26 protein-coding genes and 1 pseudogene are annotated in these 26,571 nt (G+C 70.3%); 13 read left to right on the top strand and 14 right to left on the bottom strand.

Translation table 11 applies throughout. The features are described 5' to 3' along the window. Positions 1 to 5 precede the first annotated feature (5 nt). Positions 6 to 2,627: an EAL domain-containing protein gene (locus ACFIMZ_RS36585; protein ID WP_431825562.1), complete on the top strand. Its 2,622-nt coding sequence runs from the start codon at positions 6 to 8 to the stop codon at positions 2,625 to 2,627. On the opposite strand, the gene ACFIMZ_RS36580 is transcribed toward ACFIMZ_RS36585, so the two are convergent. Further along, positions 2,558 to 4,186, bottom strand: coding sequence for an AAA family ATPase (locus tag ACFIMZ_RS36580; protein WP_431825561.1), 1,629 nt, complete (start codon positions 4,184 to 4,186; stop codon positions 2,558 to 2,560). The genes ACFIMZ_RS36585 and ACFIMZ_RS36580 overlap by 70 nt on opposite strands. Next, positions 4,153 to 4,497: a hypothetical protein gene (locus tag ACFIMZ_RS36575; RefSeq protein WP_431825560.1), complete on the bottom strand. Its 345-nt coding sequence runs from the start codon at positions 4,495 to 4,497 to the stop codon at positions 4,153 to 4,155. Before ACFIMZ_RS36575 ends, ACFIMZ_RS36580 begins: the two co-directional genes overlap by 34 nt. On the opposite strand from ACFIMZ_RS36575, the gene ACFIMZ_RS36570 reads away from it, so the two are divergent. The 4 genes and pseudogenes from ACFIMZ_RS36570 (at position 4,496) to ACFIMZ_RS36555 (ending at position 5,889) form a co-directional block, all read left to right on the top strand. Continuing rightward, on the top strand, positions 4,496 to 4,972 hold the full coding sequence (locus ACFIMZ_RS36570; protein WP_431825559.1) for a universal stress protein: 477 nt from the start codon (positions 4,496 to 4,498) through the stop codon (positions 4,970 to 4,972). The two genes, ACFIMZ_RS36575 and ACFIMZ_RS36570, sit on opposite strands and share 2 nt — an antisense overlap. A 115-nt stretch (positions 4,973 to 5,087) precedes the next feature. Further along, positions 5,088 to 5,363: a DUF1488 domain-containing protein gene (locus tag ACFIMZ_RS36565; RefSeq protein ID WP_431825558.1), complete on the top strand. Its 276-nt coding sequence runs from the start codon at positions 5,088 to 5,090 to the stop codon at positions 5,361 to 5,363. Positions 5,364 to 5,410: 47 nt separating this feature from the next. Continuing rightward, positions 5,411 to 5,602 (top strand): annotated as a pseudogene (locus tag ACFIMZ_RS36560) (Hsp20/alpha crystallin family protein); the annotation flags it as partial. A gap of 47 nt (positions 5,603 to 5,649) precedes the next feature. Beyond that, complete coding sequence (locus tag ACFIMZ_RS36555) at positions 5,650 to 5,889, top strand: hypothetical protein (RefSeq protein ID WP_431825557.1); 240 nt, start codon at positions 5,650 to 5,652, stop codon at positions 5,887 to 5,889. Positions 5,890 to 5,925: 36 nt separating this feature from the next. Here the strand turns inward: ACFIMZ_RS36555 and ACFIMZ_RS36550 are convergent, their stop codons facing one another. The 3 genes from ACFIMZ_RS36550 to ACFIMZ_RS36540 form a co-directional block, all read right to left on the bottom strand. Beyond that, entirely contained in the window at positions 5,926 to 7,698 is a 1,773-nt protein-coding gene (locus tag ACFIMZ_RS36550) for a SulP family inorganic anion transporter (RefSeq protein WP_431825556.1), read from the bottom strand. A gap of 162 nt (positions 7,699 to 7,860) precedes the next feature. Further along, positions 7,861 to 8,148, bottom strand: a complete 288-nt coding sequence (locus tag ACFIMZ_RS36545) for a hypothetical protein (protein ID WP_431825555.1) — start codon at positions 8,146 to 8,148, stop codon at positions 7,861 to 7,863. Positions 8,149 to 8,321: 173 nt separating this feature from the next. Then, positions 8,322 to 9,323 (bottom strand): Acg family FMN-binding oxidoreductase, encoded by a 1,002-nt coding sequence (locus ACFIMZ_RS36540; protein WP_431825554.1) that lies wholly within the window; start codon positions 9,321 to 9,323, stop codon positions 8,322 to 8,324. A 191-nt stretch (positions 9,324 to 9,514) separates the two neighbouring features. Here ACFIMZ_RS36540 and ACFIMZ_RS36535 point away from each other — a divergent pair, with 191 nt between their 5' ends. Next, positions 9,515 to 10,504: a zinc-dependent alcohol dehydrogenase family protein gene (locus tag ACFIMZ_RS36535; RefSeq protein WP_431825553.1), complete on the top strand. Its 990-nt coding sequence runs from the start codon at positions 9,515 to 9,517 to the stop codon at positions 10,502 to 10,504. 70 nt (positions 10,505 to 10,574) lie between these two features. On the opposite strand, the gene fnr is transcribed toward ACFIMZ_RS36535, so the two are convergent. The 4 genes from fnr to ACFIMZ_RS36515 form a co-directional block, all read right to left on the bottom strand. Then, positions 10,575 to 11,348: a fumarate/nitrate reduction transcriptional regulator Fnr gene (gene fnr / locus ACFIMZ_RS36530; protein WP_431825552.1), complete on the bottom strand. Its 774-nt coding sequence runs from the start codon at positions 11,346 to 11,348 to the stop codon at positions 10,575 to 10,577. Between the two features lie 447 nt (positions 11,349 to 11,795). After that, a complete protein-coding gene (locus ACFIMZ_RS36525; RefSeq protein WP_431825551.1) occupies positions 11,796 to 12,629 on the bottom strand; it encodes a universal stress protein in 834 nt (277 codons plus the stop codon). Then, positions 12,626 to 13,129, bottom strand: a complete 504-nt coding sequence (locus ACFIMZ_RS36520) for a universal stress protein (protein WP_431825550.1) — start codon at positions 13,127 to 13,129, stop codon at positions 12,626 to 12,628. The genes ACFIMZ_RS36525 and ACFIMZ_RS36520 overlap by 4 nt, the downstream gene beginning before the upstream one ends. A gap of 141 nt (positions 13,130 to 13,270) precedes the next feature. After that, a complete protein-coding gene (locus ACFIMZ_RS36515) occupies positions 13,271 to 14,110 on the bottom strand; it encodes a universal stress protein (RefSeq protein ID WP_431825549.1) in 840 nt (279 codons plus the stop codon). A gap of 260 nt (positions 14,111 to 14,370) precedes the next feature. On the opposite strand from ACFIMZ_RS36515, the gene phbB reads away from it, so the two are divergent. From phbB to ACFIMZ_RS36500, 3 genes are all read left to right on the top strand, one after another. Continuing rightward, positions 14,371 to 15,117, top strand: coding sequence for an acetoacetyl-CoA reductase (gene phbB, locus ACFIMZ_RS36510; RefSeq protein ID WP_431825548.1), 747 nt, complete (start codon positions 14,371 to 14,373; stop codon positions 15,115 to 15,117). Further along, positions 15,114 to 16,943 (top strand): PHA/PHB synthase family protein, encoded by a 1,830-nt coding sequence (locus ACFIMZ_RS36505; protein WP_431825547.1) that lies wholly within the window; start codon positions 15,114 to 15,116, stop codon positions 16,941 to 16,943. The genes phbB and ACFIMZ_RS36505 overlap by 4 nt, the downstream gene beginning before the upstream one ends. 97 nt (positions 16,944 to 17,040) lie before the next feature. After that, on the top strand, positions 17,041 to 18,081 hold the full coding sequence (locus tag ACFIMZ_RS36500) for a zinc-dependent alcohol dehydrogenase family protein (protein WP_431825546.1): 1,041 nt from the start codon (positions 17,041 to 17,043) through the stop codon (positions 18,079 to 18,081). Positions 18,082 to 18,147: 66 nt separating this feature from the next. Here the strand turns inward: ACFIMZ_RS36500 and ACFIMZ_RS36495 are convergent, their stop codons facing one another. Both ACFIMZ_RS36495 and ACFIMZ_RS36490 read right to left on the bottom strand, forming a co-directional pair. Continuing rightward, positions 18,148 to 19,551: an MBL fold metallo-hydrolase RNA specificity domain-containing protein gene (locus ACFIMZ_RS36495; protein ID WP_431825545.1), complete on the bottom strand. Its 1,404-nt coding sequence runs from the start codon at positions 19,549 to 19,551 to the stop codon at positions 18,148 to 18,150. Between the two features lie 160 nt (positions 19,552 to 19,711). After that, positions 19,712 to 19,903 (bottom strand): DUF2964 family protein, encoded by a 192-nt coding sequence (locus tag ACFIMZ_RS36490; protein ID WP_431825544.1) that lies wholly within the window; start codon positions 19,901 to 19,903, stop codon positions 19,712 to 19,714. A 350-nt stretch (positions 19,904 to 20,253) separates the two neighbouring features. On the opposite strand from ACFIMZ_RS36490, the gene ACFIMZ_RS36485 reads away from it, so the two are divergent. Further along, complete coding sequence (locus ACFIMZ_RS36485; protein WP_431825543.1) at positions 20,254 to 20,913, top strand: dienelactone hydrolase family protein; 660 nt, start codon at positions 20,254 to 20,256, stop codon at positions 20,911 to 20,913. Between the two features lie 118 nt (positions 20,914 to 21,031). Here the strand turns inward: ACFIMZ_RS36485 and ACFIMZ_RS36480 are convergent, their stop codons facing one another. Further along, the gene (locus ACFIMZ_RS36480) at positions 21,032 to 21,229 is read right to left on the bottom strand and encodes a hypothetical protein (RefSeq protein WP_431825542.1); all 198 of its coding nucleotides are present in this window, start codon (positions 21,227 to 21,229) and stop codon (positions 21,032 to 21,034) included. A 278-nt stretch (positions 21,230 to 21,507) separates the two neighbouring features. Here ACFIMZ_RS36480 and ACFIMZ_RS36475 point away from each other — a divergent pair, with 278 nt between their 5' ends. Next, on the top strand, positions 21,508 to 22,701 hold the full coding sequence (locus ACFIMZ_RS36475; RefSeq protein WP_431825541.1) for an NnrS family protein: 1,194 nt from the start codon (positions 21,508 to 21,510) through the stop codon (positions 22,699 to 22,701). Between the two features lie 34 nt (positions 22,702 to 22,735). Here the strand turns inward: ACFIMZ_RS36475 and zwf are convergent, their stop codons facing one another. Next, positions 22,736 to 24,211, bottom strand: coding sequence for a glucose-6-phosphate dehydrogenase (gene zwf / locus ACFIMZ_RS36470; RefSeq protein WP_431825540.1), 1,476 nt, complete (start codon positions 24,209 to 24,211; stop codon positions 22,736 to 22,738). Positions 24,212 to 24,404: 193 nt separating this feature from the next. Between zwf and ACFIMZ_RS36465 the strand changes: the two genes are divergently transcribed. Together ACFIMZ_RS36465 and ACFIMZ_RS36460 are read left to right on the top strand one after the other, a co-directional pair. After that, complete coding sequence (locus ACFIMZ_RS36465; protein ID WP_431825539.1) at positions 24,405 to 24,983, top strand: TetR/AcrR family transcriptional regulator; 579 nt, start codon at positions 24,405 to 24,407, stop codon at positions 24,981 to 24,983. A gap of 95 nt (positions 24,984 to 25,078) precedes the next feature. Next, positions 25,079 to 25,954 carry an SDR family NAD(P)-dependent oxidoreductase gene (locus ACFIMZ_RS36460; RefSeq protein ID WP_431825538.1) on the top strand — a complete coding sequence of 292 codons (876 nt, stop codon included), beginning with the start codon at positions 25,079 to 25,081 and terminating at the stop codon, positions 25,952 to 25,954. Between the two features lie 28 nt (positions 25,955 to 25,982). Here the strand turns inward: ACFIMZ_RS36460 and ACFIMZ_RS36455 are convergent, their stop codons facing one another. Beyond that, positions 25,983 to 26,522 (bottom strand): hypothetical protein, encoded by a 540-nt coding sequence (locus ACFIMZ_RS36455; RefSeq protein ID WP_431825537.1) that lies wholly within the window; start codon positions 26,520 to 26,522, stop codon positions 25,983 to 25,985. Between the last annotated feature and the right edge of the window lie 49 nt (positions 26,523 to 26,571).

Here is a 26,571-nt window from a genome sequence, read left to right as displayed (position 1 = left end):
GAGTCGTGAACGATCGAAATTCCGATGCGCCGGTGATCCTGGTCGTCGACGACGACGCGATGACGCGCCTGCTGGTCGTGGAGACGCTCGAGCCCGACGGCTTTCGCGTCGAGGAGGCGGCGGCGCCGCAGGAAGGCATCGATGCGTTCCTGCGTCATCGCCCCGACCTCGTGCTGCTCGACGTCGAGATGCCGGGCGGCGACGGCTTCGCATGCTGCCGCCGGCTGCGCGCGCTGCCGGAAGGGCGCCGCGTGCCGATCGTGATGCTGACCGGCAACGACGACGACGCGTCGATCGCGAGCGCGTTCGACGCCGGCGCGACCGATTTCGTGTCGAAGCCGATGCGCTGGAAGCTGCTCGGCTACCGGATCCGCTACCTGCTGAGGGCCGCCGCCACGCTCGAACGGCTGGCGATCGCCGAGACCAGCCTGACCCATGCGCAGGCGCTTGCACACGTGGGCAACTGGGAGTGCCAGGCCGGCCGCGCGGACGGCTACTGGTCGCCGGAGCTGTACCGGATCCTCGGCCTCGACCCCGAGCGCACGCCGCCCACCTTCGAGCGGCTGCTGCAGGCCGTGCCGGCCGGCGAGCAGCCGTTGCTGAGCCAGTCGTTCACGAGCCTGCGCACCGAAGGCGCCGCGTTCTCGCTCGAGCACCGGCTGATTCACGCGGACGGCACCGAGCGCCATGTGCTGCACCAGGCGGAATCGGGCCGGGACCTGAACCACGCGATCATCCTGCGCGGCATCGTGCAGGACATCACCGAGCGCAAGGTGCAGCAGGGGCGCATCGAATACCTGGCGAATCACGATGCGCTGACCGGCCTGCCCAACCGCAACCTGCTGAGCGACCGCATGGAGCAGGCGATGTCGCAGGCGCGGCGCACCGGGCAGCTGGTCGCGGTCATGGTGCTCGACCTGGACCGCTTCAAGCACGTCAACGACACCTTCGGCCATTCGGTCGGCGACGGCCTGCTGCGGGCCGTCGCGGCGCGTCTCAAGGCGGCCGTGCGGGATGGCGACACGGTTGCGCGGCTCGGCGGCGACGAGTTCGTCGTGATGCTGGTCAACCTGTCGTCGCCGGCGGATGCGGACGCGATCGGCCGCAAGATACTCGGCACCTTCGTCGCGCCGTTCGCGTTCGACGGGCATGACCTGCACGTGACGACGAGCATCGGCGTCAGCGTCTGCCCGATCGACGGCGCCGACACGGAGACGCTGCTGAGGACAGCCGACGCCGCGCTGTATTGCGCGAAGGAGCGCGGGCGAAACTGCTACAGCTTCTACACGCGCGAGCTCGGCGCCCGGGTGGAGGAGCGGGCCGAGCTCGAGAGCGCGCTGCACCAGGCCGTCGAGAACGACGAGCTGGCGCTGTACTACCAGCCGAAGGTCGATCTGAAGACCGGCCAGATCAGCGGCGCCGAGGCGCTGATTCGCTGGCGGCGTCCGGGCGTCGGCGTGATTCCGCCCGACCGCTTCATCCCGATCGCGGAGGAAACCGGGCTGATCGTGCCGATCGGGGAATGGGTGTTGCGCACCGCATGCGCGCAGGCCGTCGCGTGGCAGCAGGCGGGGCATCCGCCGATCCCGGTCGCCGTCAATCTGTCGGCGCGCCAGTTCCGGCAGCAGGACGTGGCCGACATGGTGCGCGCGACGCTCGACGAAACCGGCCTCGCGCCGGCCTGGCTCGAGCTCGAGCTGACCGAGAGCGTGCTGATGCAGGACCGCCGCGCGATCGCGCGTACGCTGCGCGAGCTGAAGGCACTGGGCGTCGTGCTGTCGCTGGACGACTTCGGCACCGGCTATTCGAGCCTGTCGTACCTGAAGGACCTGCCGATCGACGTCGTCAAGATCGACAAGTCGTTCTTGAGCGACGTGACCACGAGCGCGGAAGGGGCGTTGCTGACGCGCTCGATCATCGCGATGGCGGAGTCGCTGAACATGGAGACGGTGGCCGAGGGCGTGGAGACGGAAGCGCAGTTGTCGTTCCTGAACCGGCATCGCTGCGATGCGATGCAGGGCTACTACTTCAGCCATCCGGTCACGGGCGCGGAAATCGCCGACATGCTGTCCGCCGGCGCGGAGCTGCCGGACCATTGCCGGCGGCGCGAGCTGCTGCACCGGACGCTGCTGCTGGTCGACGACGACCGGTCGGTCCTGCAGCAGCTCAGCCGGGCGCTGAGCCGCGACGGCTACGAGATCCTCGGCGCGACCGATCCCGACGAAGCGCTCGACCTGCTCGCGCAGCATCGCGTGGGCGTGATCGTGTCGGACTTCCGCATGCCGGCCCGCTCAGGGATCGACCTGTTGCAGCGGGTCAAGGCGCTGTATCCGGACGTCGTGCGCATCCTGCTGTCCGGCTATGCCGACGCGCAGTCGCTCGGCGACGCGAGCGCCGCGGAATCGGTGCAGAAGTTCCTGACCCGGCCGTGGGACGTGGCGCTGCTGCGCCAGCACATCGCCGAGGCGTTCCGGCAATTCGAGCGCGGCGACGTGATGGCGCCGCCGCAGGGCGGGACCGGCGCAAATCCCGCGCATTCCGGCAATCCGTCCGGATCTCACGCGGCGCTGGCCGCCGCGCATGCGGGCGTCGCGAACAGCGGCGCCCAGAAGGCTTCGCGCTCGTAGGCCGCCGGTTCGACGTCGGTATCGAAGCGGACCGCGAGCGCGCGCTCCGCGGCGGTCAGCGGCTCGGCCCGCGCGAGCTGCCCGGCGAGCACCGCCGTGCCGGCGTCGGACGCGTCGCGGCCCTCGGCCGCTCTCGCCGCGACGCGCGCAAAGAGCGTCGCGGGGCTTGCCGCGAAATCCAGGATCACGACCGGTATGCCGATGCGCCGCGCGAGCGCGATGAACGCGGCCCGGTTCCGCTCGCGCAGGAAGGTCGCGTCGACGATGGCCGTATGGCCGCTTGCGAGCACGGTGTGCGCGTGCGCGAGCAGCCGGCCGTAAAGTGCGTCGATCGCGGCGGCCGAATAGGCCGACGCAGGCAGCCGGGCGTCGGCGGGCCGGCCCGCCTCGCGCTTGCGCTCGGCGTCGCTCGACAGGCGGATCGCGCCGAGCCGGCCGGCGAGTGCGCGGCTGGCGAGCGATTTGCCCGAGCCCGACACGCCGTGGCAGAGCAGCAGGCGGGGCCGCGCGTCGCGCGCGCGCGCCGCGATGGTCGTCGCGACCCGCAGATAATGCGCGCGCCCGGCGGCATCGCCGCGCAGCCGGGCGGCCAACGCGCGCACTAGCGCACGATAGGCCACGTAGAACGGCAGCACGTCGAGCGCCGCATAGTCTCCGGTTGCCGCCAGCCATCCGGCGAGCAGGCGCTGCGCGCAGTCGTCGCGCCCGCGGGCCGCATAGTCCATCACGGCGAACGCGAGATCGCTGGCGACGTCGATCCAGCGCAGCGCGTCGTCGAATTCGATGCAATCGAACATCAGCAGCCGGCCACGCCAGCGAACGATGTTGTCCAGGTGCAGATCGCCGTGACACGCGCGCACGAAGCCGTTCGCATGACGCTCGGCCAGCCGCGGCGCGACGCGCGCCAGCTCGGCTTCGCACCACGCGCGCAGCGCGGCCTCGGACGGCAGCGCGGCGTCGAGCGCATCGAGCAGCGGCCGGCATTGGGCGGAGACCGTGGCGGCGCTGCCGAAACGCGCGCGCGGCGCACGGCGGGGCGCATGCAGATGATAGTGCGCGAGGCGCGCCGCCAGCGCGTCGGCGTCCGCGAGGCCGTCGTCGTGCCGCGCGCTGCGCGCGGACAGCATCGCGCGCGCATCGAAACGCCGCATGCGCACCACGTATTCCAGCGGACCGTCGCTCGTGCGCCGCGCCTGCCCGCGCGACGCGCTGCCGACCGTGCCGGCGAACGCGCCGCGCCGGCCCTGCGCGACGAGCGGCCAGACGTCCAGATACAGCGGATCGGCAAGCGGGCGATTGAGCGTGCGCTCGGCCAGCGCGCAACGCCGGCGCTGCGCGGGATGCGTGACGTCGACGAAGCCTAGCTTCACCGGCTTGATGATCTTGTACGCATAGCGCCCCGCGAGATACACGGCCGACAGGTGCGTGTCGATCCGCCGGATCTGGCCGGCGGGATGCGGATAGGTGGCCGCGCGGCGCAGCGCGCGATCGACGCGCCGCGCGTCGCGGCGCGCTTTGCCGCCAGTCAGCGCGAAGGGAATGCGGCGCGTATCGGGCATGGCGCGAAGTCGGGTTCAGTGCAACGCTCGCGCACGGCGAGCGCTCGTGGTCGGGCCGGCGCGCAGCGGAACCGTGCGGGAACCGTGCGTGCCGGCCAGCCGTATTCGACCGGACTTCGCCGCGCCGCCGCTTGACCTGCATCAAGCGCGGGCGTGCGGCCGCTTGCGGCATGCGACGCGCGACCGTTCGTCGCGTCGATGCGCCGGGGACGCTTGATGGAAATCAACGTTCGAATCGTGCGGCCGTCGATGATGGTGACAGAGCCGGACGCGACGACAGCGCCCGGCCATTCACCCAGCGAGGTTCGCATGTATACCAACATCATGGTTGCCGTGGACGGCAGCACGTCGTCGAAGCACGCGCTCGACGAAGCCCTGAAGATGGCGAAGCTCAGTGGCGCCCGCCTGTTCGCGGTCTACGTCGTCGACACGTCGGTCCTGTTCACTTTTGCCGGGCGGGTCGATCCGGACGTGCTGCTCGAAGAGGCCCGGCGCGACGGCGTCGCGGTGCTGCGCGAGGTCGAGCGGACCATCTCGCATGCGGCGGTGAACGGCGAAACGGAACTCGTCGAGACGGCGGCCATCGGCGAGGACATCGCGGAACGCCTGCAGCGCTATGTCGACGAGCATCACATCGATCTGGCCGTGGTCGGCACGCACGGGCGGCGCGGGATCCGGCGCATGGTCATCGGCAGCGTCGCGGAGCGCTTCCTGCGCGGATCGAGCTGCCCGGTCCTGCTCATGCGCAGCGACGACGCGCCGCGTGCCGCCGCAGCGGCGGCGTAGCGCGGCTTCGGCATCGTCCGGCGCCGATTGACGCAGGTCAACGGCGCGCGGGACGGTGAATCCACGCCTTCGGCAAGAGGCGGCCGATCCTGCGCCGCCGAATCAGGAGACCGTCATGCGGATCTCGTTTCCTGTCGAACAACCGGCGTATTGCGGGCCGGACCTCGTGCTGGCCTTTCCGGCGCTCGTCGAAGGCGGTCGCGTGCAGTGCGCGATCACGGCCGAGGCGCTCGAGGATCACTTCGGCGCGGCGTCGCCGCGCGAACAGGATCTGGCGGACGCGTTCGCGCGCCATCGTCCCGCGATCGAGCGGGCGGCACGCAGCATGCTGGAAGCAGTGGGCGGACGGCCCGTGCTGCTGCACAGCGGAGTCTTCCGGTTCTATGCGTGAGCCGGCCGGAGGCGCGCCGCTACGCTGGATTTCAACAAGGGTGGCTCGTCCCTCGCGCGACCCGCCGCGTGGAAGGCGAGCGCGTGATCCGGCGCGAGCGCTACAGCGGCGCGATCAGCCGCTCGTTCTCGCTCGCGGACGAGATCGACGAGGCCAGCGCGACGGCCGCGTACCAGGACGGCATCCTGTCGCTGACGCTGCCCAGGAAGGCGCGGGTCGGACAGAAGAAGCTGACGATCGGCCGAGCGGCGGCTCGAGATGGCGCGGGATCAATGAGGGGGCGGAGATGGCGGTATCAGGCGAGCTTCACGAAGCGGACTGGTCGGTGGCGATCGAGACGGTCGCCGCCGACGGGGGCGGCTACCAGTGCCGGGTCCATGTGACGCACAAGGCGCCCGATGGCGCGTGCGAACGCGCGTTCGCGCACAGCCGGATTTTCGCCAGCGAGCGCGAAGCGGCGCTGGAAGGACTGCGAACCGGCATGACGTGGATCGAAATGAAGAAGTCGGACACGTTCACCCTCTGACGCGAATCGGCCGCCCGATGCGGACGTCGTCCGCTTTCAGCGTCGCGCGGGCCGCCTGAGCTTGCGCCGCACCTGTCTGCGGCGCGTGCGCGACACCTGGCCGGCCCGCGCGTCGTCCTGCCGTTGCCGGACATGGTGCGCAACGGCATCCGTCACCGTCGGAAAGAAGTTCGCCGGCCCGAACGTGTCGAACAGCCCGTAGGCGCGCAGGCGGTCCTTGACCGGCCCTTTCATTTCGGCGAAGCACAGCGCGATCCCGCGCGCCCGAAGTTCGTCGGCCAGTGCGACGAGCCGGTCCGCCGCGCTGACGTCGATGTCGGTGACGGGCTCGGCCGCGACGACGACGTGCGACACCGGCGACGTCGCGCGCTCGAGCGCCGCGTGCAGGTGCTCGCAGAAGATCTCGACGTTCGCGTAGAACAGCGGCGCGTCCCAGCGAAACAGCACGAGCCCGGGCGTCTGCACGGCGTCCGGGTGCCGGGCGACGTCGTGATAGCCGCGCACGCCCGCCAGCCGGCCGAGCACCGCGTCGTACGGATGCCAGGCGCGCCACACGAACGACAGCAGCGACAGCGCGCTCGCGAGCAGGACGCCGGGCACGACGCCGAAGCCGATCACGCCCGCGAAGCACAGCACCGAGATCAGGCATTCGCCGCGACGCATCCGGTACAGCCGCACGACGCTGCCGACGTCGGCGATGCCGAGCGCCGCGTAGACCACCACCGCGGCCAATGCGGCGCGCGGCACCTGCGTCAGCAGCGTCGGCGCGACCACGAGCAGCAGCACGATGCAGGCGGCCGCGACCAGGTTCGTGACCTGGCTCTGCGCGCCGGCGGCCATCGCGACCGGCGTGCGCGACGCGCTGCTGCTGACCGCGCAGCCCTGCATCAGGCCGGCCAGCAGATTGGCGGCGCCCAGCGCGACGAGCTCCTGGTTCCGGTCCGGCGTGTCGCCGGCGCGCGCGGCGAGCGCGCGGGACAGCATGCTGATGTCGGCCAGCGACACGAGCGCGATCGCGAACGCGCCCGACGCGAGCGCCGTCACGTCCGCGAGCGAGACGGCGGGCAGGTGCGGCGCGGGCGCGCCGGCGGGCAGGGCGCCGACCGTCGCCACGCCGTGCAGCGGCGGCAGTTGCGCGACAATGGTGGCCGCCAGCACGGCGATCAGCACGCCGGGCCAGCGCGGCGCCACGCGCTTCAGCAGCGCAATGGCCGCGAGCGCGCCCGCGCCGAGCACGCAGGCGTTCGCGGAAAACCGGTGGTCGAGCAGCCCGCGCGCGATCTGCCGGAAGACGGCGGCCATGTCGCCCGACGCGGCAGGCAGGCCGAGCAGTTCCGGCAGCCGGCCGACGATGAGCGAGACCGCGATGCCGTTCAGGTAGCCGTACTGGATCGGGCGCGACAGCAGGTCGGTCACGAAGCCGAGCCGGAGGATGCCGATCAGCACGCAGATCGCGCCGGCCGACAGCGCCAGCGCGGCGGCGAGCGCGATCGCGCGCGACGGGTCGTGGCCGGCGAGCAGCGCGATGGCGCCGGCGATCAGCGCGGCCAGCGCCGAATCGGGCCCCAGCACCAGAATCCGGCTCGGGCCCAGCAGCGCATAGGCGAGCAATGCGGCGATCGACGCGTAGAGTCCCGTCACGGCCGGCAGGCCGGCGGCCTGCGCATAGCTCATGCCGACCGGCACGAGCACGGCGGTGAGCGCGACGCCCGCGTAGAGATCGCGCCCGAGCCACGCGCGCCGGTAATCCGACAGCAGCGCGATCCCCGGGAGATGCGGGGCAACGCGTTCGGGAAGGCGCCAGTTCATGGCGCGTGCGCCGGGGGAAGTGGCGCGCCGTGCGCCGCGTTCGCCGTCGGCGTCATGGGAACGATGCGCATCGTCTCGCCGCGACGGTGGCCGGCGGCAACGCGCCGACGGAACGAGAGGCCGGATCGGCCGCGGCGGCCGGGCGCCTGCCGGAGTCCGGCATCACGCCGCTTCGAGCATCGCAAGCTGCAGCGCCTGCGCGAAGCGGGCCAGCGTCTCGATCGACCCCGTCACGCTTTCGTAGCGTTCGCGGCCGATCATCGCATCGAGCGTGACGAGCATGCCGGCGTCACGCGCGAGCGCGACGAGTGACAGCGTGTCGGGCAACGCGCGCGATCCTTCGGCGGGCGACCCCGCGGCAGGCGTTGCGGACGGCGCGGCGCAAGCGGTTGCGTCGGTCTGGTACGTGGCCCGATAGCCCGAGTCGGAACGAAACGTAGCGTGTGACATCGCGCTTCTCCTGGTCGCCCTGCGTCGTGTCGGCGTGCGGCATGGCCCGTCGCCGTGTATCCAGTATCGTCGGGGCCCCCGGGCGATTCAATCAGGCGGCCCCGAAGTTGTCGTAGGAATCGCGCGGGCGCGATCAGCGGATTCCTACACGCGGCGTGCGCGTTCGGACCGGATTACGACACGACCTCGCCGAGCGGCCGGCGCGGCGAATGCGGCGCATGCGGGCCGCGTCCGACGCGCAGCAGCAGCTGCGGCGTGCCGCCGAGGTCGAACAGGTGCGCGAGCTGCTTGCGCAGCGCGGCCGTTTCGACCGGCTGGTTCAGGTACGACGCCGTGTAGCCGGCGCGCGCGGCGACGAGCAGCATCCGCTCCAGCCCCTGCCCCGCGGCGAGCCACGCATCGCGGTCGTCGCGCGCGGTCGCGATGCAGACCAGCAGCGGCGACGCGCCGACGAGCTGGTGATGCAGCGCGGCGAGCCCGTTGCCGAGATCGAACGTGCGCACCGCGGTCGTGACGATGGGCGTCGCGTAATCGAGCAGCGCCGGCACGCCGGCCGCGAACGCGGGCATGCCGTCGACGCGCCGGCGAGGATCGACCCAGCTCGCCAGTTCGCGCCGGAACCGCGGGTCCGCGAATTGCTGGCGGTCCGCATCGGCGATCAGCTCGGCGATCTGGGCCCGCCGGGCGAGCGACTCCACGCAGCCCACGTCGACGCCTTCCGCCGCGCCGGCCTCGACCAGTTCACGCTGCAGCTCGCCGGGAACGGGATCGCCAGCGAACGGCGCGCGTGTCGTGACCCGTTCCGGGATCGCGTCGAAGAGCGCGCCGAGACTCGCGTCGGCGTAGCCGTCGTCGCAAACGCGCACGAGCGCGAGCAGGTCGGGATCGACGTCGGACGGGAACGTGCCGATCATGTGCGCGAAGCCCGCATGAACGAGCGCGACGCGCAGGTTGAGCAGCGCCGCGCCGCAACTGATGATCAGCTCGCGGTCGAACGGATCGACGACCGGCAGCGCGCGCACCCGGTCCGCGCAGACGGCGATGGTGTTGCCGTCGACGATGAACCGCCACGGCTGGGAGTTGTGGCTCGACGGCGCGAGCACCGCATAGCGCAGCAGCGACCGCAATTGATCGTCGAGAGGAGCGCCTGCCGCGAGTGAGGTAGGGGAGTTCAACTGGCATTCTCCAGGTAGCCGCCGAACGGCGGAACGCAGTTCAATCGTGTCAGCAACCGCCCGGGGCCCGTTGACCCAGGTCAAGCGCCGGCGGCCGGGGCGTGCGGATGTCGTGCCGGGCGAGTAGTCTTGAAGCGGGTAAGGCGCGCCTGATGGCGGGCGCGCGACGGCGCTGGAGCACGGAGGCCGGGATGCTTGCGATGATCTTCGACGGCGGCACGCCGCAGTTGCGCGAGGCGCGCGTGCCGGACCCGTCGCCCGCCGCCGGGCAGTTGCTGATCGACGTGCGCGCGTGCGGCGTGTGCCGCACCGATCTGCACGTCGTCGACGGCGATCTGCCCGACCCCAGGCTGCCGCTGATTCCGGGGCACGAGATCGTCGGCACGGTGGCCGCGCTGGGCGACGGCGTGACGGGTTTTTCGGTCGGCGACCGGGTCGGCGTGCCATGGCTCGGGCACACCTGCGGCCATTGCGCGTATTGCGTCGCCGGGCGGGAGAATCTGTGCGATGCGCCGGGCTTCACCGGCTATACGATCGACGGCGGCTACGCGGAGCGCACCGTGGCCGACAGCCGCTATTGCGTGCACCTGCCCGAACGCTATTCGGACCTTCAGGCGGCGCCGCTACTGTGCGCCGGCCTGATCGGCCACCGCACGCTGCGCATGGCGGGCGACGCGCGTCGGATCGGCATCTACGGTTTCGGCGCGGCGGCGCACCTGGTTGCGCAGGTCGCGCGGCTGGAGGGACGCAAGGTGTTCGCGTTCACGAGGCCCGGCGACGCCGCCGCCCGGCAGCTCGCGCGCGGGCTCGGCGCGGCATGGGCAGGCGGCAGCGACGAGCCGCCGCCGGAAACGCTCGATGCCGCGCTGATCTTCGCGCCGGTCGGCGCGCTCGTGCCGGCGGCGCTGCGCGCGGTCGACAAAGGCGGCATCGTCGTGTGCGGCGGCATTCACATGAGCGACATCCCGGCGTTCCCGTATGCGTGGCTGTGGGGCGAGCGCCGCATCGCGTCGGTGGCGAACCTGACACGCGCGGACGCGGTCGCGTTCATGAAGGTGGCCGACGCGATGCCGCTGCGGATCGAAGCGGTGCGCTATCCGCTGACGGACGCGAATCGCGCGCTCGACGACCTGCGCGCGGGACGCGTGTCGGGCGCCGCGGTGCTGGACACGCGCGGTTGAGCGGCGCGGCGTTCGCTCGGGAGGTGGCGCGTGCCGCGCGGTGGGTCGCGCAACCCGCGCCTTCGGGCGTTCAGACGCTCGCGAGGCCGTCGGCATCCACGATGCGGATCTGCTTGCCCTGCGCCGCGAGCATCCCGTTGCGCTGGAATTTCGACAGCATGCGGCTGACCGTTTCGAGCTTCATGCCGAGATAGCCGCCGATTTCGTCGCGCGTCATCCGCAGCACGAATTCCGCGGACGAGTAGCCGCGCGCCTTGAAGCGCGTGGAAAGGTTCAGCAGGAACGCGGCGACGCGCTGTTCGGCCGTCATCGTGCCGAGCAGCAGCATCAGCGCCGATTCGCGGACGATCTCGCCGCTCATCATCTGGTAGACGTGATGCTGCATCGTCCGCACCTCGTGGCACAGCTGTTCGAGCTGGCCGAACGGGATGATGCAGACGGTGCTGTCCTCGAGCGCGATCGCGTCGCCGTTGTGGTGTCCGGCATGCAGGCCGTCCAGCCCGAGCGACTCGCCGACGATCTGGAAGCCCGTCACCTGCTCGCCGCCGTCGCGATGCATCACGACGGTCTTGAACGAGCCGGTCCGCACCGCATAGATGCTGTGGAACGCATCGCCCGCGCGGTAGAGCGCCTCGCCGCGCTTCACGTGACGCGTCGTGCAGATCATCGCGTCGACGCGCGCGAATTCCGCGGGCGTCAGCGCCTGCGGCATGCAGACGCTGCGCATCGCGCAGGACGAACAACGGGCCGCGGTGCGCTTCGGCTGGTCTTCGCGGGTGACCGGGTACAGCGAAGTGACGGGGCGGGAGGGCGTGGCTGTCACGGCATCGGCATGGCTCAGCATGATCTGCTCCAGTTGTTGGGTCTGCGGCGATCGGGACCCGGGTGGGGTCGCGTCGACCGTTTTGCGTGCGGCGTCGATTGTCCGCCGTCTTTGTGAAAGGAAATCCGTGCCGGACCGGTCCGATCGATGCCGCCGTCCGGGTTTCTGGACGCGCACGGCTATCCGGCTTTGACGGTGATCAGTATGGACGCTCCGGCACCCGAGCGGAATCAGCGTGGATTGAAGATGCGGTAGGCAACGTGGAAGCCGTGTAGGGCGATTCCTACAGACGTGCGGCGTCTTGCCGCAGGAGGGCGGCGGCGAGGCCCTTGACGCATCGCGCGAATCGTCTCTCGGCGTTCGTCCGGATCGTCGAACGGCGCATGCCGCGTCGGGGCGTCGCTGCCGCGCGCCGCCGCGCGGAAAGCGGACAGCGGGGCGGCCGGATGCGGCCGCCCCGTGCGCCGGTCAATGCGACATCAGCACCGGCACCGTCATGGTTTCCAGGATGGTGCGCGTCGCGCCGCCGAGCACGCGTTCATGCATCCGCGTGTGGCTGTACGCGCCCATCACGATGAGGTCCGCGTGCAGATCGCTGGCCCGGTTCAGCAGCGTCGCGCCCGAGCCGATGTCGCCCTCGCGCGGCGTCGTCGAGAACGACGCGCGCACGCCGTGGCGTTCGAGGTAGGCGGCGACGTCGACGCCCGCCGGCGTCTTGTCCGGATCGGGGCGCTTGCGCGCGACGGTTTCGACGTTGACGAAACGCGCGCGCATCAGCAGCGGCATCGCGTCGGCCACCGCCCGCGCGGCCTCGCGGCCGCCATCCCACCCGATCAGCACGTTCTCGCCGAGCGTGCGAATCCGGCCCGCGTACGGCACGACGATGGCCGGACGTCCGCTCGCCATCACGACGTCCTCGACGAAATGGCCGGCGACGTACGTCATGCGGTCGTGCGGGTCGAGCTGGCCGAGCACCAGCAGGTCCGCATGACGCGCATGCAGGATCGCGGTCTCGGTCGCGGGGCCCGCGGGCGCCCGCCATTCGACGCTGCGCCCCGCGCGTTCGGCCGCTTCGAGGAAGCGCGCCTCCGCCTGCTTGCGGCGCGCCTCGCACAGCCGCTCGTACACGGCGAGCTCGAGCGGCTCGCCGGGCCGGAACAACGGCTCGAGCAGGTCCTGGCAGACCACGTAGAGACCGATCAGATGCGCGTTCCAGCGTCCCGCGAGCTCGAGCGCGAGTTCGACGCGCGCCTGGCAGCGCTCGCTGTCGTCGAGATGGACGAGCAGGGTCTTGTAGCTCATGACGGCTCCTTGTCGGTCGACGCCGCGACGGGTTCGGCGGCAGGCTTCGGCGCGCAGCGCGCCGGAATCATCAGGACGGGGCGCGTGGCGCCGCGCAGCACGCGCTCGGCGACGCTGCCGAGCACGAGGCGCCGGAAGCCGCGCCGGCCGTGCGTGCCCATCACGATCAGGTCGGCTCCCGTTTCCCGCGCGACGATCAGGATGCGGTCCGCGATGTCTTCGCCGGCCGGCTCGACGTTGGCGATTCGCGGCGTGCCGGACACGCCGCGCCCGGCCATCCGTTGCGCGGCGTCGTCGGTGACGCGCAACCCTTCTTCACGGAACGCGTCGATCAGGATCGACGGATCGTAGCCGAGCGGGTCGTAGGCCGGCACCATCAGATCGACGACGTAGACGGGGGTGAGCCGCGCGCCCGTCTCCGACGCGAGGGTCAGCGCGGCATCGAGTGCATGCGAGGACGTTTCGCTGCCGTCGAGCGCGACGAGAATATGCGAGTACATGGCGGTTCCCCTGGAGAGGCGCGGATGTCTTCATCATCGGCGCACGCGGGGCGCTCGCGCTGATCTGGATCAAGCGGCCCGGCCGTTCCCGCCGGGCCGCGAGGCGCGATGCGCCGGCCTCGCGCATCGGCTTCGACCCGCTCAGTGCGACATCAGGACCGGCAGCGTCATCGACTTCAGCACGGTGCGCGTCACGCCGCCCATCAGCAGCTCGCGCCAGCGCGAATGGCCGTAAGCGCCCATCACGAGCAGATCGGTGCCGGTCTCGTACGCGCGCGACAGCAGCGTGTCGCCGATCGACGCGCCGGCGCCGCACTCGATGTCGAGCACGTTGACGTCCGATGCGTGCCGCGCGAGCATCAACGCCGCGTCCGCGCCCGGGATGCGCACGTTGGCGTCCGGGTGATTGCCGTTGGCGACGGCGATGACCGTCGTGCGCTTCGCATGCTCGATGAAGGGCATCGCGTCGTGGGCGGCGCGCACGGCCTCGCGGCTGCCGTCCCACGCGACGAGCACGCGCTCGCCGAGCGTCGGATACTCGCCTGCATACGGGACGAACAGCACCGGCCTGCCGGCCGACAGCACGAGGTTCTCCGGAAACTGGTCGTCGATGAAGGTGTCCGGATCGTCCGGATCGCTCTGGCCGACGATCACGAGATCCGCATGGCGTGCGTGGCGCGGCACGACGAAGTTGGCGCGCGCATCCGCGCAGACCCAGTTGCCCGACACCTTGGCCCGTGCCGTTTCCGCGTGAAACAGGCGCTCGAGCGCGGCATGGCATTGATTGCGCCGTTCCTCGCGTTCGCGGAAATAATCTGCGGACCCGGCCATCACGTAGAACGATGTCAGTTCCGGCGTATAGACTGCAAACAGGCCGGTCAGATGCGCGTCGAAACGCCGCGCCAGCCGCAACGCGAACTCGAGGCGCGAATGCGCGCGCCGGCTCGTGTCGAGGTGCACGACGATGCTCTTGTAGCCCATCACGGTCGCTCCATCGACGGTGGATCCGTCAGTGCAACCCAGTCTACGAAGCAGCGTGCCTGTGCGCTTGACTCAGATCAACGGCGCCCGTGCGGCATCGACGCACAGTGGCGGGGCCGCCGCGCCGGGCGCCGGCGGGCGGCATGGAACCTGATCCCGATCAACGGACCGGATTGAAAGGGGGACGATGATGGTCGAAGCCAACGTCACGTCGCTCGACGGCTGCCGAACGGGCTGCGATGCGGCACAGGAGAGCATCTATGCGAGATGAGCGTGTTGCCTTCGTTACCGGCGGAATGGGCGGCCTCGGCGCCGCGATCAGCCGCCGCCTGCATGCCGCCGGAATGACGGTGGCGGTGTCTCACTCCGAACACAACGATCACGTCGCGACGTGGCTCACGCGCGAACGCGACGCCGGGCGCATCTTTCACGCGTTCGAGGTCGACGTGGCCGATTTCGATTCGTGCCAGCGATGCGGGAAGCGCGTGATCGATCAACTCGGGCGCGTCGACGTGCTCGTCAACAACGCGGGCATCACCCGCGACGCCACGTTCGCGAAGATGACGAAGGCGATGTGGGACGCGGTGCTGCGCACCGACCTCGACGGCCTGTTCAATATGACGAAACCGTTCGTCGGCGGGATGATCGAGCGCGGCTTCGGACGCATCCTCAACGTCGGCTCGGTGAACGGCTCGCGGGGCGCGTACGGACAGACCAACTACGCGGCCGCGAAGGCCGGCGTGCACGGGTTCACGAAGGCGCTGGCGCTCGAGCTCGCGAAGCACGGCGTCACCGTCAATACCGTATCGCCCGGCTATCTGGCGACGGCGATGGTCGAAGCCGTGCCGAAGGACGTGCTCGACGCGAAGATCCTGCCGCAGATTCCGGTGGGCCGACTCGGGCAGCCCGACGAGATCGCGGCGCTCGTCGCGTTCCTGTGCTCGGACGAAGGCGCGTTCGCGACCGGCGCCGATTTTGCCGTCAACGGCGGGATGCACATGAAATGAAAGTGGTCGCCATGCGCGGCTCCGCCGCACGAGATCCCGCCAGCCACGACGTGGCCTCCGCTGCTGCGGACGTGCGCCCGCAACCGCGCGCGGACGAACGCAAGCGTCCCGACGCGACGCCCGCCGAGCAGTGGAACCGCGCGGCGCACGGGAGCCTCGCCGCGATGACGTTCGGCCTGTCGCCGGTGTCGCTGGCGCTGGCCGTGCTCGACTGGGGCGCGCATCTCGCGGTGTCGCCGGGCAAGTGCCTCGACCTCGCGACGCAGGCGTGGATCGCGGCCGCGTCGTGGCCGGCCGGGGCGCCCGCCGCGCGCGACGACACGGACGAAAACGGTTACGCGGTGCATGCGGGGGAAGCCGACCCCCGTTTCGCCGCGCCCGCCTGGTCGAACTGGCCGTTCCGGCTCTATCGCGACGGCTTTCTCGCGACCCAGCGCTGGTGGCGGGAGGCGACGCGGGGCGTGCCGGGCGTCGAGCGGCATCACGAGGAGCTGGTCGGCTTCGCGGCGCGCCAGTGGCTCGACGCGTGCTCGCCCGGCAACTTCGTCGCGACCAATCCGGTCGTGCTCGAAGCGACCGCCCGCACCGGCGGCGCGAACCTCGCGGCGGGTCTGCGGCATTGGCTCGAAGACGCGCATGCGATGGCCGAACGCATGCGCGGCGTGCATGCGCGCAAGGCGCCCGCGTATCTGCCGGGGCGCGACGTGGCGATCACGCCGGGCCGGGTCGTGTGGCGCAATGAATTGTGCGAACTGCTGCAGTACGAACCCGTGACGCCGAACGTCGCGCGCGAGCCGATCCTGATCGTGCCGTCGTGGATCATGAAGTACTACATCCTCGACCTGCAGCCGCACAATTCGCTGATCCGCTTCCTGGTCCAGTCGGGCCATACCGTGTTCGCGATCTCGTGGCGCAACCCCGGCGCGCAGGCGCGCGACCTCGGCCTCGACGACTACGTGCGAGACGGCTTCGTCGCGACGCTCGACGCGGTGCGCGCACGGTGCGGCGAGGCGGTGCATGCGGTCGGCTACTGTCTCGGCGGCACGCTCGTCGCGATCGGCGCGGCGGCGCTGGCCCGCGACGCACGGCACGACGCGTTGCGCTCGATCACGCTGCTCGCCGCGCTGACGGATTTCAGCGAGCCCGGCGAGCTCGGCCTGTTCATCGACGCGAGCGAACTGGCGGCGCTCGATGCGCTGATGTGGCGGCAGGGCTATCTGGACGGCTCGCAGATGTCCGCCGCGTTCCAGCTGCTGAACGCGCGCGACCTGATCTGGTCGCGCATGATGAGCGAGTACCTGCTCGGGCGGCGCACGAAGCCGAACGACCTGATGTCGTGGAACGACGACACCACGCGCATGCCGTACCGCATGCACACCGAATACCTGACGAAGCTCTTTCTCGACAACGACCTCGCGGCCGGCCGCTACTGCGTCGACGGCCGGCCGGTCGCGCTGTCGGACCTCGTCGCGCCGATGTTCGTCGTCGGGACCGAACGCGATCACGTGTCGCCGTGGCGCTCGGTCTACAAGCTGCATCTGCTCACGCACAACGCGCTGACGTTCGTGCTGACGACGGGCGGCCACAACGCCGGGATCGTGTCCGAACCGGGCCATCCGGGCCGCCACTATCGCTGCGCGACCCGCGAGCCGGGTGCGGCCTTCCGGAGCCGGCAGGATTTCCTGCGCGATGCGGCCGTGGTCGACGGATCGTGGTGGACCTGCTGGCGCGACTGGTTGCGCGCGCAATCGACCGGCGACGTGCCGGCGCGCATGCCCGATGACGGATCGGGGCCGGCGCCGGGCACTTACGTTCTCGAGGCATGAGCAGGCGTTGCCGCTTGATGCGGGTCAAGCAGGCCGGCCCGCCGGTCTCCTACATTCATGAGCGCAGGGGCAACGCCCCATCGACGGAGAACACCAAATGAAAGCACTCGTATATCAAGGCCCCGGGCGCAAGGCGCTCGAGGAGCGGCCGATGCCGGAACTGCAGGCGCCGACCGATGCGATCGTCAGGATGACGCGTACGACGATCTGCGGCACCGACCTGCACATCCTCAAGGGCGACGTGCCGTCGTGCGAGCCGGGGCGCATCCTCGGTCACGAAGGCGTCGGGATCGTCGAGCGGGTCGGCGCGGCGGTCGACACGCTGAAGCCGGGCGATCACGTGCTGGTCTCGTGCATCTCGTCGTGCGGCCGGTGCGACAACTGCCGCCGCGGCCTGTACTCGCACTGCGCGACGGGCGGGTGGATCCTCGGGCACCGGATCGACGGCACGCAGGCCGAATTCGTGCGGATTCCGCACGCCGAGACGAGCCTGTACCGGGTGCCGCCCGGCGTGGACGAGGACGCGCTCGTGATGCTGTCCGACATCCTGCCGACCGGCTTCGAATGCGGCGTGCTGAACGGCAAGGTGCAGCCGGGCTGTTCGGTTGCGATCGTCGGCGCCGGCCCGATCGGGCTCGCGGCGCTGCTGACCGCGCAGTTCTATTCGCCCGGCCGGATCATCATGATCGACCCGGACCACAACCGGCTCGACGTGGCCCGCCGCTTCGGCGCGACCGATTGCGTCGACGGCCACGCCGGCGACACGGTCGCGGAGGTGATGAAGCTGACCGACGGCGTCGGCGTCGATTGCGCGATCGAGGCGGTCGGCATTCCGGCGACGTTCGAGATGTGCACGTCGATCGTCGCGCCGGGCGGCGTGGTCGCGAACGTCGGCGTGCACGGCGTGAAGGCGGACCTGCACCTCGAGAAGCTGTGGGATCGCAATATCGCGATCACGACGCGGCTGGTCGACACCGTCAGCACGCCGATGCTGCTGAAGACCGTGCGCGCGGGGCGGCTCGATCCGACGCAGCTGATCACGCACCGCTTCTCGCTCGACGACGTCGGGCAGGCGTACGACACGTTCGGCCGCGCGGCGGAAACGCACGCGCTCAAGGTCATCATCGAGATCGCCTGAGCGGCCGGCGGGCGCGCCGCGATTGCGGCGCCGGCCCGCCGTTCGCATGCAACCTGCCCGACCTGCCTAGCGCGACAGCGCCGCGTGCTCGTCGGCGTCGGCCGCCGCGATCTCGTCGAGATCAACCGTCTGCTGATAGGTCGGCACTTCGCACGGCCAATGCAGCCGCTCCTCGATGCGCCGGCGCAACGCATCCGCGGCGGCCGGTTCGCCGTGGGTCACGAACGTGCGGAGCGGCGGCTGCTGCATCGCGCCGAGCCACTGCAGGATCTCGTCGTAGTCGGCATGGGCGGACAGCGCCGCGATGGTTTCGACCCGCGCGCGCACGCGCACGTATTCGCCGTGGATCTTCAGCGTCGGCTCGTGCGCGGCGAGCGTCGCGCCGCGCGTGCCGGCGGCCTGGTAGCCGACCAGCGCGATCGTGTTCCGCGCGTCGGGGGCGTAGCGGCTCAGGTGATGCAGCACCCGCCCGCCCGTCGCCATCCCGCTGCCGGCAATGATCACCATCGGGCCTTGGTGCGCGGCGATGGCCTTCGACTGATCGACCGTGCGCACCATGGTCGCCGCATGGCCGAGCGCGTCCGACTCGGACAGGGTCAGCCGGTGCTCGAGGAGGTGATGGCGATAGACCTCGGTCACGTCCGTCGCCATCGGGCTGTCGAGATACACCGGGACGTGCGCCATGCGGCCGGTCGCCTTCAGCCGCGCGATGATGTGGAGGATCTGCTGCGCCCGGCCGACGGTGAAGCACGGCATCACGACCACGCCGCCCCGCGCAAAGGTCTTCTCGAACAGCGCGGCCAGTTCGCCTTCGGGGTCCGAATCGGGATGCAGACGGTCGCCGTAGGTCGATTCGACGACCACGTAGTCCGCATGGGCCGGCGGCGTCGGCGCGCGCATGATCGGGTCGTGGCGGCGGCCGAGGTCGCCCGAGAAAGCGAGCACCTTGTGGTTCCAGTTCATCACGACGCTCGCCGCGCCGAGAATGTGGCCGGCGGGCAGCAGCCGGAACGACAGCGCGTCGCCCAGCGGCGCGCATTCGTCGAACGGGCGCGGCGTCAGCAGGCGCAGCGCGCGCAGCGCGTCGTCCATCGTGTACAGCGGCCGCGCCGGATGGTGTTTCGAGTAGCCGTGGCGGTTCGCGAAATCCGCTTCCTCCTCCTGCAGCCGCGCGCTGTCGCGCAGCATGATTTCGCACAGCTCGGCGGTCGCCGCCGTGCAGTACACCGGGCCGCGATAGCCGGCGCTCGCGAGCACCGGCAGGTAGCCGCTGTGGTCGAGGTGCGCGTGCGTGAGCACGACCGCGTCCAGCGTGTCGGGCGGGACGGGCAGCGGGCTCCAGTTGCGCAGGCGCAGGTTCTTCGTGCCCTGGAACAGGCCACAGTCGACCAGCACGCGCCGGCCGCCATGCTCGACCAGGTATTTCGAGCCGGTGACGGTTTCGGTCGCGCCCAGGAAAGTCAGTTTCATCGCTCGCCTCGACGGGAGTTGCGGGTTTCGGTGATGCGATTACATCGCGGCCACGCGTCCGATCGTGGATGGAAATCAGGAATTGCGGCGCGTGACCGGCGTTTTCCGGTCGATCCTCGCAAGGTCGCGCGCGCGGCCGGCCGGCGCGGGTTTGCGCCCGCTATCGCTCGTCCCGTGCGGTCGGGTTGAGCAGCGCGACGAACGCGGCGATGCCCGCCACCAGCGCGACGATCGCAAACGCGAATACCCGCTGGTTGTCGAACAGCAGCCCGTGCACGATGCCTGCCAGCGCGCCGAGCGCGACGAACACGAAGATCGTCGCGAACACGATCCGGGATTGCTTGCGTACCATGAAGTCCTCCTGAATGACGGCCGCCGGTTGCCTGGCGGCCGCGCGATTGAGGTCATGATCGCGTGCGGGGGCGCGGCGCGGTTGATCTGCATCAACAGACGAAAACGGCCGGCGCGCGCCTGCCGACGTGCGTGCGCGTGCAACGTGCCCATCCGCGGCTGACCTGGATCAATTTCGCCCCGTTTCGCACGGCATACCGTGACATATATCGACGGCAACCGCAGGCGAACGATCGTGAAGACCGAAGCCGAATTGCGAAGGGACGCGGGACAGGCGTCGCGCCTGCGCGAAGCGGTCGCCCGGGTGACGGTCGCGTAGCCGGCGCGGCGCGCGGCCAAGCGAGGCGCAACATGCAGAAACGCGAGATCGCGATCCCGATCGACCGGACCCGGCTCGACGGCGTGCTGACGCTGCCGAAGGGCGCGCGCGGCGTCGTCGTGTTCGCGCACGGCAGCGGCAGCAGCCGCCTCAGCCCGCGCAACCGTGCCGTCGCGCAGACGCTGGTGAAGGCCGGACTCGCGACGCTGCTGTTCGATCTGCTCGATCGCGACGAAGAGCAGGTCGACTGCGTCACGGCGCTCTATCGCTTCGACGTCGATCTGCTTGCCCGTCGTCTGTGCGCCGCGATTGCGTGGATACGCGCGCTGCCGGAATGCCGGCCGCTGCCGCTCGGCCTGTTCGGCGCGAGCACGGGCGCGGCGGCCGCGCTCGTCGCGGCCGCGCGCGAACCGGCCGTCGGCGCCGTCGTGTCGCGCGGGGGCCGCCCCGACCTGGCCGGCGATGCGCTCGAACGCGTCGCCGCGCCGACGCTGCTGATCGTCGGCGCGCGAGACGAGCAGGTGCTGCAGCTCAACCGGCTGGCGGCCGCGCGACTGACGTGCGAAACGGCGATCGAAATCGTGCCGGGCGCAACCCACCTGTTCGAGGAGCCCGGCGCGCTCGACGCCGTCGCGCGGCTCGCCGCCGCATGGTTCATCCGCTGGCTCGCCGGCCATGCAGAACGCCGATAGCGTAGGGATCCTGATGTATCGGCTGTTTCATCGATTCGAACGACTGGCGTTCGGCATCGTCACGCAAACGCGGCGAAGATGAACAGCGCATGCGCCCCGGCTCCCGGACGCGGGAACGTCAATGACGACGGTCGATCGTCTCCAGCATCGAACGTCCGCTTTCCGTCAGATGAGCCCGCCGGCTTTCCGATGCGAGCAGCTCCAGCGCGACGAGCTGGCGCTCGACGAGCGAGGTCAGGTCGCCGAGATCGAGGCCGGTCGGATCGGCCGCGTCGTCGATCAGCAACAGTGCGGCAAATTCATGCGGGCTCAGCATGATCGTCTCCTGAAGATGAAGGTGTCCGCATTGGAGGCATGGTGGGCTCGCGTTGGCCGTTCCCGCTTTCCGGGCCATCGAGGCGGTCATGCCGTGTGTATCAAAACTAGGCATTTTCATGCGGTGTCGCGACGTGCATTTTGTCGCACTCGGCGCTCGCGCTTGACGTGGATCAGACATTCGTACGAGATGCCACTGCGGCTCGTAGGGAAACCGTCTCGTCTCGATCCTGGCGGCGCTAGGATGGTCCGAACCACCATCCTCCGCCGGAGAAGGACATGAAGATCAGCGAACCGATGAAGCCAGCGTCGACGCCCGCCACGCTGCCGGTGCTGCAGCTCGGCCTGCGGCCGTTCTATGCGGGCGGGGCGTTGTTCGGCGGCGTGGCGATCGCCGCGTGGCTGGCCGCGTGGCACGGCGCACCGGTCGCCGGACGCGCCGCGTCGATGACCGGGTTGATGTGGCACGTGCACGAGATGATCTTCGGCTTCGTGGCGGCGATCGTCGTGGGTTTCCTGCTGACCGCCGTGCGCGCATGGACGTCGCGCGAGACGCTGCGCGGCGCGTCGCTTGGCGCGCTCTGGCTGTTGTGGGCGGCGGGGCGGTTGCTGGTGTGGTCGGGGCCGGAGCCGGTTGCCGCGGTCGTCGATTCGCTGTTCCTGCCGCTCACGGCGATCGTGCTGCTGCGCGTGCTGCTTGCCGTGAAGAACCGGCACAACGTGTTCCTGCCGGTGGCGCTGGCTTTGTTCGGTGGACTGAACGTGCTGTTTCACGGGTACGCCATGGCGGGCCGTGAAGATCTCGCGCTGCGTGCGGCGTATGCGGCGACGGGGCTGATCCTGTTCTTCGTCGCGGTGATCACCGGGCGAATCGTGCCGATGTTCACGACGAACGCGATTCCGGGTTTCGCGATCCGGCGCTTCAGGTTCGTGGATGCGCTCGCCGCACCCGCGGTCCTGCTGACGTTGCTCGCGGACGCGGCCGGCGTGCCCGGCTGGATCCTGATCGCCGCCGCAGGCGCGACCGCGCTGCTGCACGCCGTGCGCATCGCCGGCTGGCGGTCGTGGCGCGTGGGCAATCGGCCGATCGTCTGGATTCTCCACGTATCCTGCCTGTGGATTCCGGCTGGATTCGCGATGCTCGCACTGTCGGTCGCCGGCATCGTGCCGCATTCGCTGGCGGTGCATGTGCTGACGGTCGGCGCGATCGGCGGGGCGATCATCGCGATGGTGACGCGCACCGCGCTTGGCCATACCGGGCGCAAGCTCGTCGCCGGGCCCTGGGAGCGGCTGTGCTACGGGCTGATGATCGGCGCGACGCTCCTGCGCGCGTTCGGGCCGCTGATCCCGGGCACGCCGTACGGATTCTGGCTCGATGCTTCCGGGGCCTGCTGGATCGTCGCGTTGCTCGCGTACACGATCCGCTACGTGCCGATCCTGATCTCGCCGAGGGCCGACGGCCGCGCGGATTGACGGCGGCCGCGCCGGCGGGCCGCCGCCGTTCAGGTCAGGCTTCCTCGGACCACGACATGTTGTTCCGCGCGAGCAGCGCGGACGACGCGGCCGGCCCGAACGTGCCCGACGTATACAGCCGCGGCCGGTCGCCGAGCTGCTGCCAGCCGTCGAGGATCGGCTCGACCCACGCCCAGGCGGCCTCGAGCTCGTCGCGGCGCATGAAGTGCGTGAGGCGCCCGCGGATCACGTCGATCAGCAGCCGCTCGTACGCTTCCGCGCGACGCTCCGGAATGGCCTGCTGCAGGTCGAGGTTGAGGTTCACCGGCACCATGTTCATGCCGCTGCCCGGCTCCTTCGCGAGCATCTGCAGCTGGATCGATTCTTCCGGCTGAAGCTGGATCACGAGCCGGTTGCTGTAGTGGCGCGGGCCGCTCGGGATGATCGAGAACGGCAGGTCCGCGAACTCGATCACGATTTCCGACTGGCGCTTCTGCAGCCGCTTGCCGGTGCGCAGGAAGAACGGCACGTTCGCCCAGCGCCAGTTGTTGATGTGCGCGCGCAGCGCGACGAAGGTTTCCGCGCGGCTGTCCGGCGGCACGTTGTCTTCCTCGAGGTAGCCCTTGACCGGCTGGCCGTCGATCGCGCCCGCCGTGTACTGGCCGCGCACCGTGTCGCGCGCGATGTCCGACGGCGACATCGGCCGCAGCGAGCGCAGCACCTTCAGCTTCTCGTCGCGAACCGCATCCGGATCGAGCGACACGGGCGGCTCCATCGCGACGATGCACAGCAATTGCAGCAGGTGGTTCTGCACCATGTCGCGCAGCGCGCCGGTATGGTCGTAGAAGCCCGCGCGGCTGCCGACGCCGACCGTTTCCGCGACGGTGATCTGCACGCTGCGGATGCAGGGCGCCTGCCACAGCGGCCCGAAGATCGGATTGCCGAAGCGCAGCACCATCAGGTTCTGCACGGTTTCCTTGCCGAGGTAGTGGTCGATCCGGTAGATCTGCGATTCCTCGAAGTGCTTGCCGACCGCATCGTTGATGGCCTTCGCGGATGCGAGGTCGTGGCCGAGCGGCTTCTCGAGCACGACCCGCGAACGGGCGTCGACGAGGTCGGCCGACGAGAGGTTGTCGCAGATCGTCGTGAACAGCTCCGGCGACGTCGACAGGTAGAACACGCGAATCGCGTCGCGGCGGGTTGCTTCCGCGAGGCGCGCGTAGTCGGACGCGTCGTGCACGTCGAGCAGCACGTAGCGGAACAGGTCGAGGAAGCGCCCCCACGCCTGCGGGTCGAACGCCTTCTCGTCGATGAACGGCCGCGACTGCTCCTCCATGAACTTCAGGTAGCCGTCGATGCCCCAGTCGCGGCGGCCGACCGCGACGATCCGCGTTTCGGGCGGGAGGTTGCGGTGCAGATGCGCCATGTACAGCGCGGGCAGCAGCTTGCGGGCGGCGAGGTCGCCGCCGCCGCCGAAGATGACCATGTCGACGGGCTGATCGGCTGCGTTCTGGGTAGGCTGATTCGTCATGGGTGGTTCGCTGTCTGAAACGGTGGGCGTTGAACGAACGTCGAAGGCGCCGGTGCGGCGGTGCAACGAAAACCCTAATAGTGCACGCTTTTGCCGAATCGCGTGCGCGCGCGCCATCGATGCGCGACGCCGCTTGCGCGATCCCCGCAGGCTCGCATATGATTGAGCAATCACTCATTCAAGGCGGCAAATCTTGGCACGACCCCGCAGTCTCGACAAGCACGAAGCGATTCTCGCCGCGGCGGCCTGCGCGCTCGCCGAACACGGCGCGGCCGCGACCACCGCGCGCATTGCGCGCCTGGCGGGGGTGGCGGAGGGGACGGTGTTCACGTATTTCGACACCAAGGATGCGCTGCTGAACGCGCTGTACCTGCATCTGAAGGCCGACCTGCGGGGCGCGATGATGACGGGCTTCCCGGAGGACGGCCCCGCCGAGCCGGCGATGCGCCACGCGTGGAACGGCTACGTGTCGTGGGGCGTCGCGAATCCGGACGGGCGGCGCGCGCTGCGGCAGCTCGAGGTCAGCGGACGCATCGACGACACGCATCGCGACGCGGGCGCCGAAGGATTCGGTCCGATCCGCGCGGTGTTGCGCGATCGGATCGCCGCGTCGGGCACATTGCGGCCCGACGAGGCGCTGGCGTTCTGCGGCGCGTTGTTCACGTCGATCGCGGAAACGACGATGGAATCGGTCGCGCGCGATCCGGCGCGGGCCGATGCGTACCGCGAAGCCGGCTTTCGGGCGCTGTGGGCGGTGTTGCACACGCTGTGAACGTGCGGTGCGTCGCGAGCATCATCGACGCGCCGTCTTTATTGATGAGTGAGTAATCATTCATTTTGTGTGGTGTCATTCTCGAGGAGTGGAACATGTCGAAAGTCTGGCTGGTAACAGGGGCCGCACGCGGCCTGGGGCGGTCGATTTCGGAGGCGGTGCTCGCGGCGGGCGACCGGCTCGTGGCCGGTGCGCGCGATCCCGCGCGGCTCGCGGATCTGGCCGAGCGCTACGGCGACCGGCTGCTGCCGGTCGCGCTCGACGTCACGGACGCAGCGGCGGCGACGCGTGCCGCCGCTGCCGCGCGCGACGCGTTCGGGCGCATCGACGTGCTGGTCAACAACGCGGGCTACGGCCATACGGCGCCGTTCGAGCAGATGAGCGCCGACGATTTCCGCGATCAGATCGAGACGAACCTGTTCGGCGTGGTGAACGTGACGCGCGCGGTGCTGCCGACGATGCGCGCGCAGCGCGCGGGCCACGTCTTCCAGGTGTCGTCGGTGGGCGGGCGGACGTCGACGCCCGGCCTGAGCGCGTATCAGGCGGCGAAATGGGCGGTCGGCGGATTCAGCGACGTGCTTGCGAAGGAGGTTGCGCCGTTCGGCGTGCGCGTCTGCACGCTCGAGCCGGGCGGGATGCGCACCGACTGGGCCGCCGAGGCGAAGCGCGGCGTCGACGACATGCTGCCGGACTACCAGCCGTCGGTCGGGCGCATTCTCGACTTGCTCGGCGCGTACGGCGGCCACGAAGTCGGCGATCCGGCGCGGATCGCCGCGCTGATCGTCGAGTTGTCGCGTCGCGACGACGTGCCGATGCGGCTGTTGCTGGGCGGCGACGCGGTGTTCGTCTGCGAGCAGGCCGAAGCGCAGCGCGCGGACGAGGCCGCGCGCTGGCGGGAAGCGTCGCTGTCGACGCAGTTTCCGGATGCGAAGTTGCCGGACGGCTTGCAGGCGTTGAAGGGGCTCGAGTGACGGGGCGCCGCAAACAGCGCAGGCGGCGTCAGGAATCGCGCGCGCAGGCCCCGTCCTGACTGCGCGCGCGCCTCGCGTATCGCATCGCGCGCGCGACGACGTTGAGCGCGCGTCCGAGCGGCATGCCGACGAGCAGGCCCCAGACGGCGAACGCAGCGAGCGCGAAGCCGGTCGTCGCCGCCCACGGCTGTTCGGACGCGACGGCGTAGTGCAGGTACGTTTCGGCCGCGAACGTGAGCATCAACGTCGCGAGCAGGCTCGCGTCGCCCGGCAGGCGCACGAGCAAGCCCGATGCGCGAACCGCGAAGTCGAGCCGCCAGCGGCGCGCGTGCACCCAGCCGAACGCGGCGCCGGCGCAAAGGCCGGCGAGCGCGGCGATCCCGGCGCCGGGGCCCGCTCCCGGAAACAAGGCCCTCAGGCTCGTGACGCCCAGCATCGCGAACGCGACGGGAAACAGCAGCGTTCTCGAAGGCGACGCTTCGCGCGGGAAGCAGCGCTTCACGCCGAGATACAGCAGTGCGAAGAACAGCAGATAGACGTAGGCCGGCAAGGAGAGGAACGGGTGCATGGTCGAAGGGAATGCGATCGGTGGCGACGAACGCACGATAGCGGCCGGC

Origin of the sequence: Burkholderia sp. F1, from assembly GCF_050813845.1 — a bacterium.
In the GTDB taxonomy this organism is placed as follows: domain Bacteria; phylum Pseudomonadota; class Gammaproteobacteria; order Burkholderiales; family Burkholderiaceae; genus Burkholderia; species Burkholderia ubonensis.
The sequence above is the reverse complement of the archived record's forward strand: the minus strand, read 5'-3'. Positions and strand labels throughout refer to the sequence as shown.

Coding starts and splice junctions, on each gene's coding strand:
- ACFIMZ_RS36580 (WP_431825561.1), bottom strand. CDS start 4,186: ATGCCCGATACGCGCCGCATTCCCTTCGCGCTGACTGGCGGCAAAGCG.
- ACFIMZ_RS36570 (WP_431825559.1), top strand. CDS start 4,496: ATGTATACCAACATCATGGTTGCCGTGGACGGCAGCACGTCGTCGAAG.
- ACFIMZ_RS36575 (WP_431825560.1), bottom strand. CDS start 4,497: ATGCGAACCTCGCTGGGTGAATGGCCGGGCGCTGTCGTCGCGTCCGGC.
- ACFIMZ_RS36565 (WP_431825558.1), top strand. CDS start 5,088: ATGCGGATCTCGTTTCCTGTCGAACAACCGGCGTATTGCGGGCCGGAC.
- ACFIMZ_RS36555 (WP_431825557.1), top strand. CDS start 5,650: ATGGCGGTATCAGGCGAGCTTCACGAAGCGGACTGGTCGGTGGCGATC.
- ACFIMZ_RS36550 (WP_431825556.1), bottom strand. CDS start 7,698: ATGAACTGGCGCCTTCCCGAACGCGTTGCCCCGCATCTCCCGGGGATC.
- ACFIMZ_RS36545 (WP_431825555.1), bottom strand. CDS start 8,148: ATGTCACACGCTACGTTTCGTTCCGACTCGGGCTATCGGGCCACGTAC.
- ACFIMZ_RS36535 (WP_431825553.1), top strand. CDS start 9,515: ATGCTTGCGATGATCTTCGACGGCGGCACGCCGCAGTTGCGCGAGGCG.
- fnr (WP_431825552.1), bottom strand. CDS start 11,348: ATGCTGAGCCATGCCGATGCCGTGACAGCCACGCCCTCCCGCCCCGTC.
- ACFIMZ_RS36525 (WP_431825551.1), bottom strand. CDS start 12,629: ATGAGCTACAAGACCCTGCTCGTCCATCTCGACGACAGCGAGCGCTGC.
- ACFIMZ_RS36520 (WP_431825550.1), bottom strand. CDS start 13,129: ATGTACTCGCATATTCTCGTCGCGCTCGACGGCAGCGAAACGTCCTCG.
- ACFIMZ_RS36515 (WP_431825549.1), bottom strand. CDS start 14,110: ATGGGCTACAAGAGCATCGTCGTGCACCTCGACACGAGCCGGCGCGCG.
- phbB (WP_431825548.1), top strand. CDS start 14,371: ATGCGAGATGAGCGTGTTGCCTTCGTTACCGGCGGAATGGGCGGCCTC.
- ACFIMZ_RS36505 (WP_431825547.1), top strand. CDS start 15,114: ATGAAAGTGGTCGCCATGCGCGGCTCCGCCGCACGAGATCCCGCCAGC.
- ACFIMZ_RS36500 (WP_431825546.1), top strand. CDS start 17,041: ATGAAAGCACTCGTATATCAAGGCCCCGGGCGCAAGGCGCTCGAGGAG.
- ACFIMZ_RS36495 (WP_431825545.1), bottom strand. CDS start 19,551: ATGAAACTGACTTTCCTGGGCGCGACCGAAACCGTCACCGGCTCGAAA.
- ACFIMZ_RS36490 (WP_431825544.1), bottom strand. CDS start 19,903: ATGGTACGCAAGCAATCCCGGATCGTGTTCGCGACGATCTTCGTGTTC.
- ACFIMZ_RS36485 (WP_431825543.1), top strand. CDS start 20,254: ATGCAGAAACGCGAGATCGCGATCCCGATCGACCGGACCCGGCTCGAC.
- ACFIMZ_RS36480 (WP_431825542.1), bottom strand. CDS start 21,229: ATGCTGAGCCCGCATGAATTTGCCGCACTGTTGCTGATCGACGACGCG.
- ACFIMZ_RS36475 (WP_431825541.1), top strand. CDS start 21,508: ATGAAGATCAGCGAACCGATGAAGCCAGCGTCGACGCCCGCCACGCTG.
- zwf (WP_431825540.1), bottom strand. CDS start 24,211: ATGACGAATCAGCCTACCCAGAACGCAGCCGATCAGCCCGTCGACATG.
- ACFIMZ_RS36460 (WP_431825538.1), top strand. CDS start 25,079: ATGTCGAAAGTCTGGCTGGTAACAGGGGCCGCACGCGGCCTGGGGCGG.
- ACFIMZ_RS36455 (WP_431825537.1), bottom strand. CDS start 26,522: ATGCACCCGTTCCTCTCCTTGCCGGCCTACGTCTATCTGCTGTTCTTC.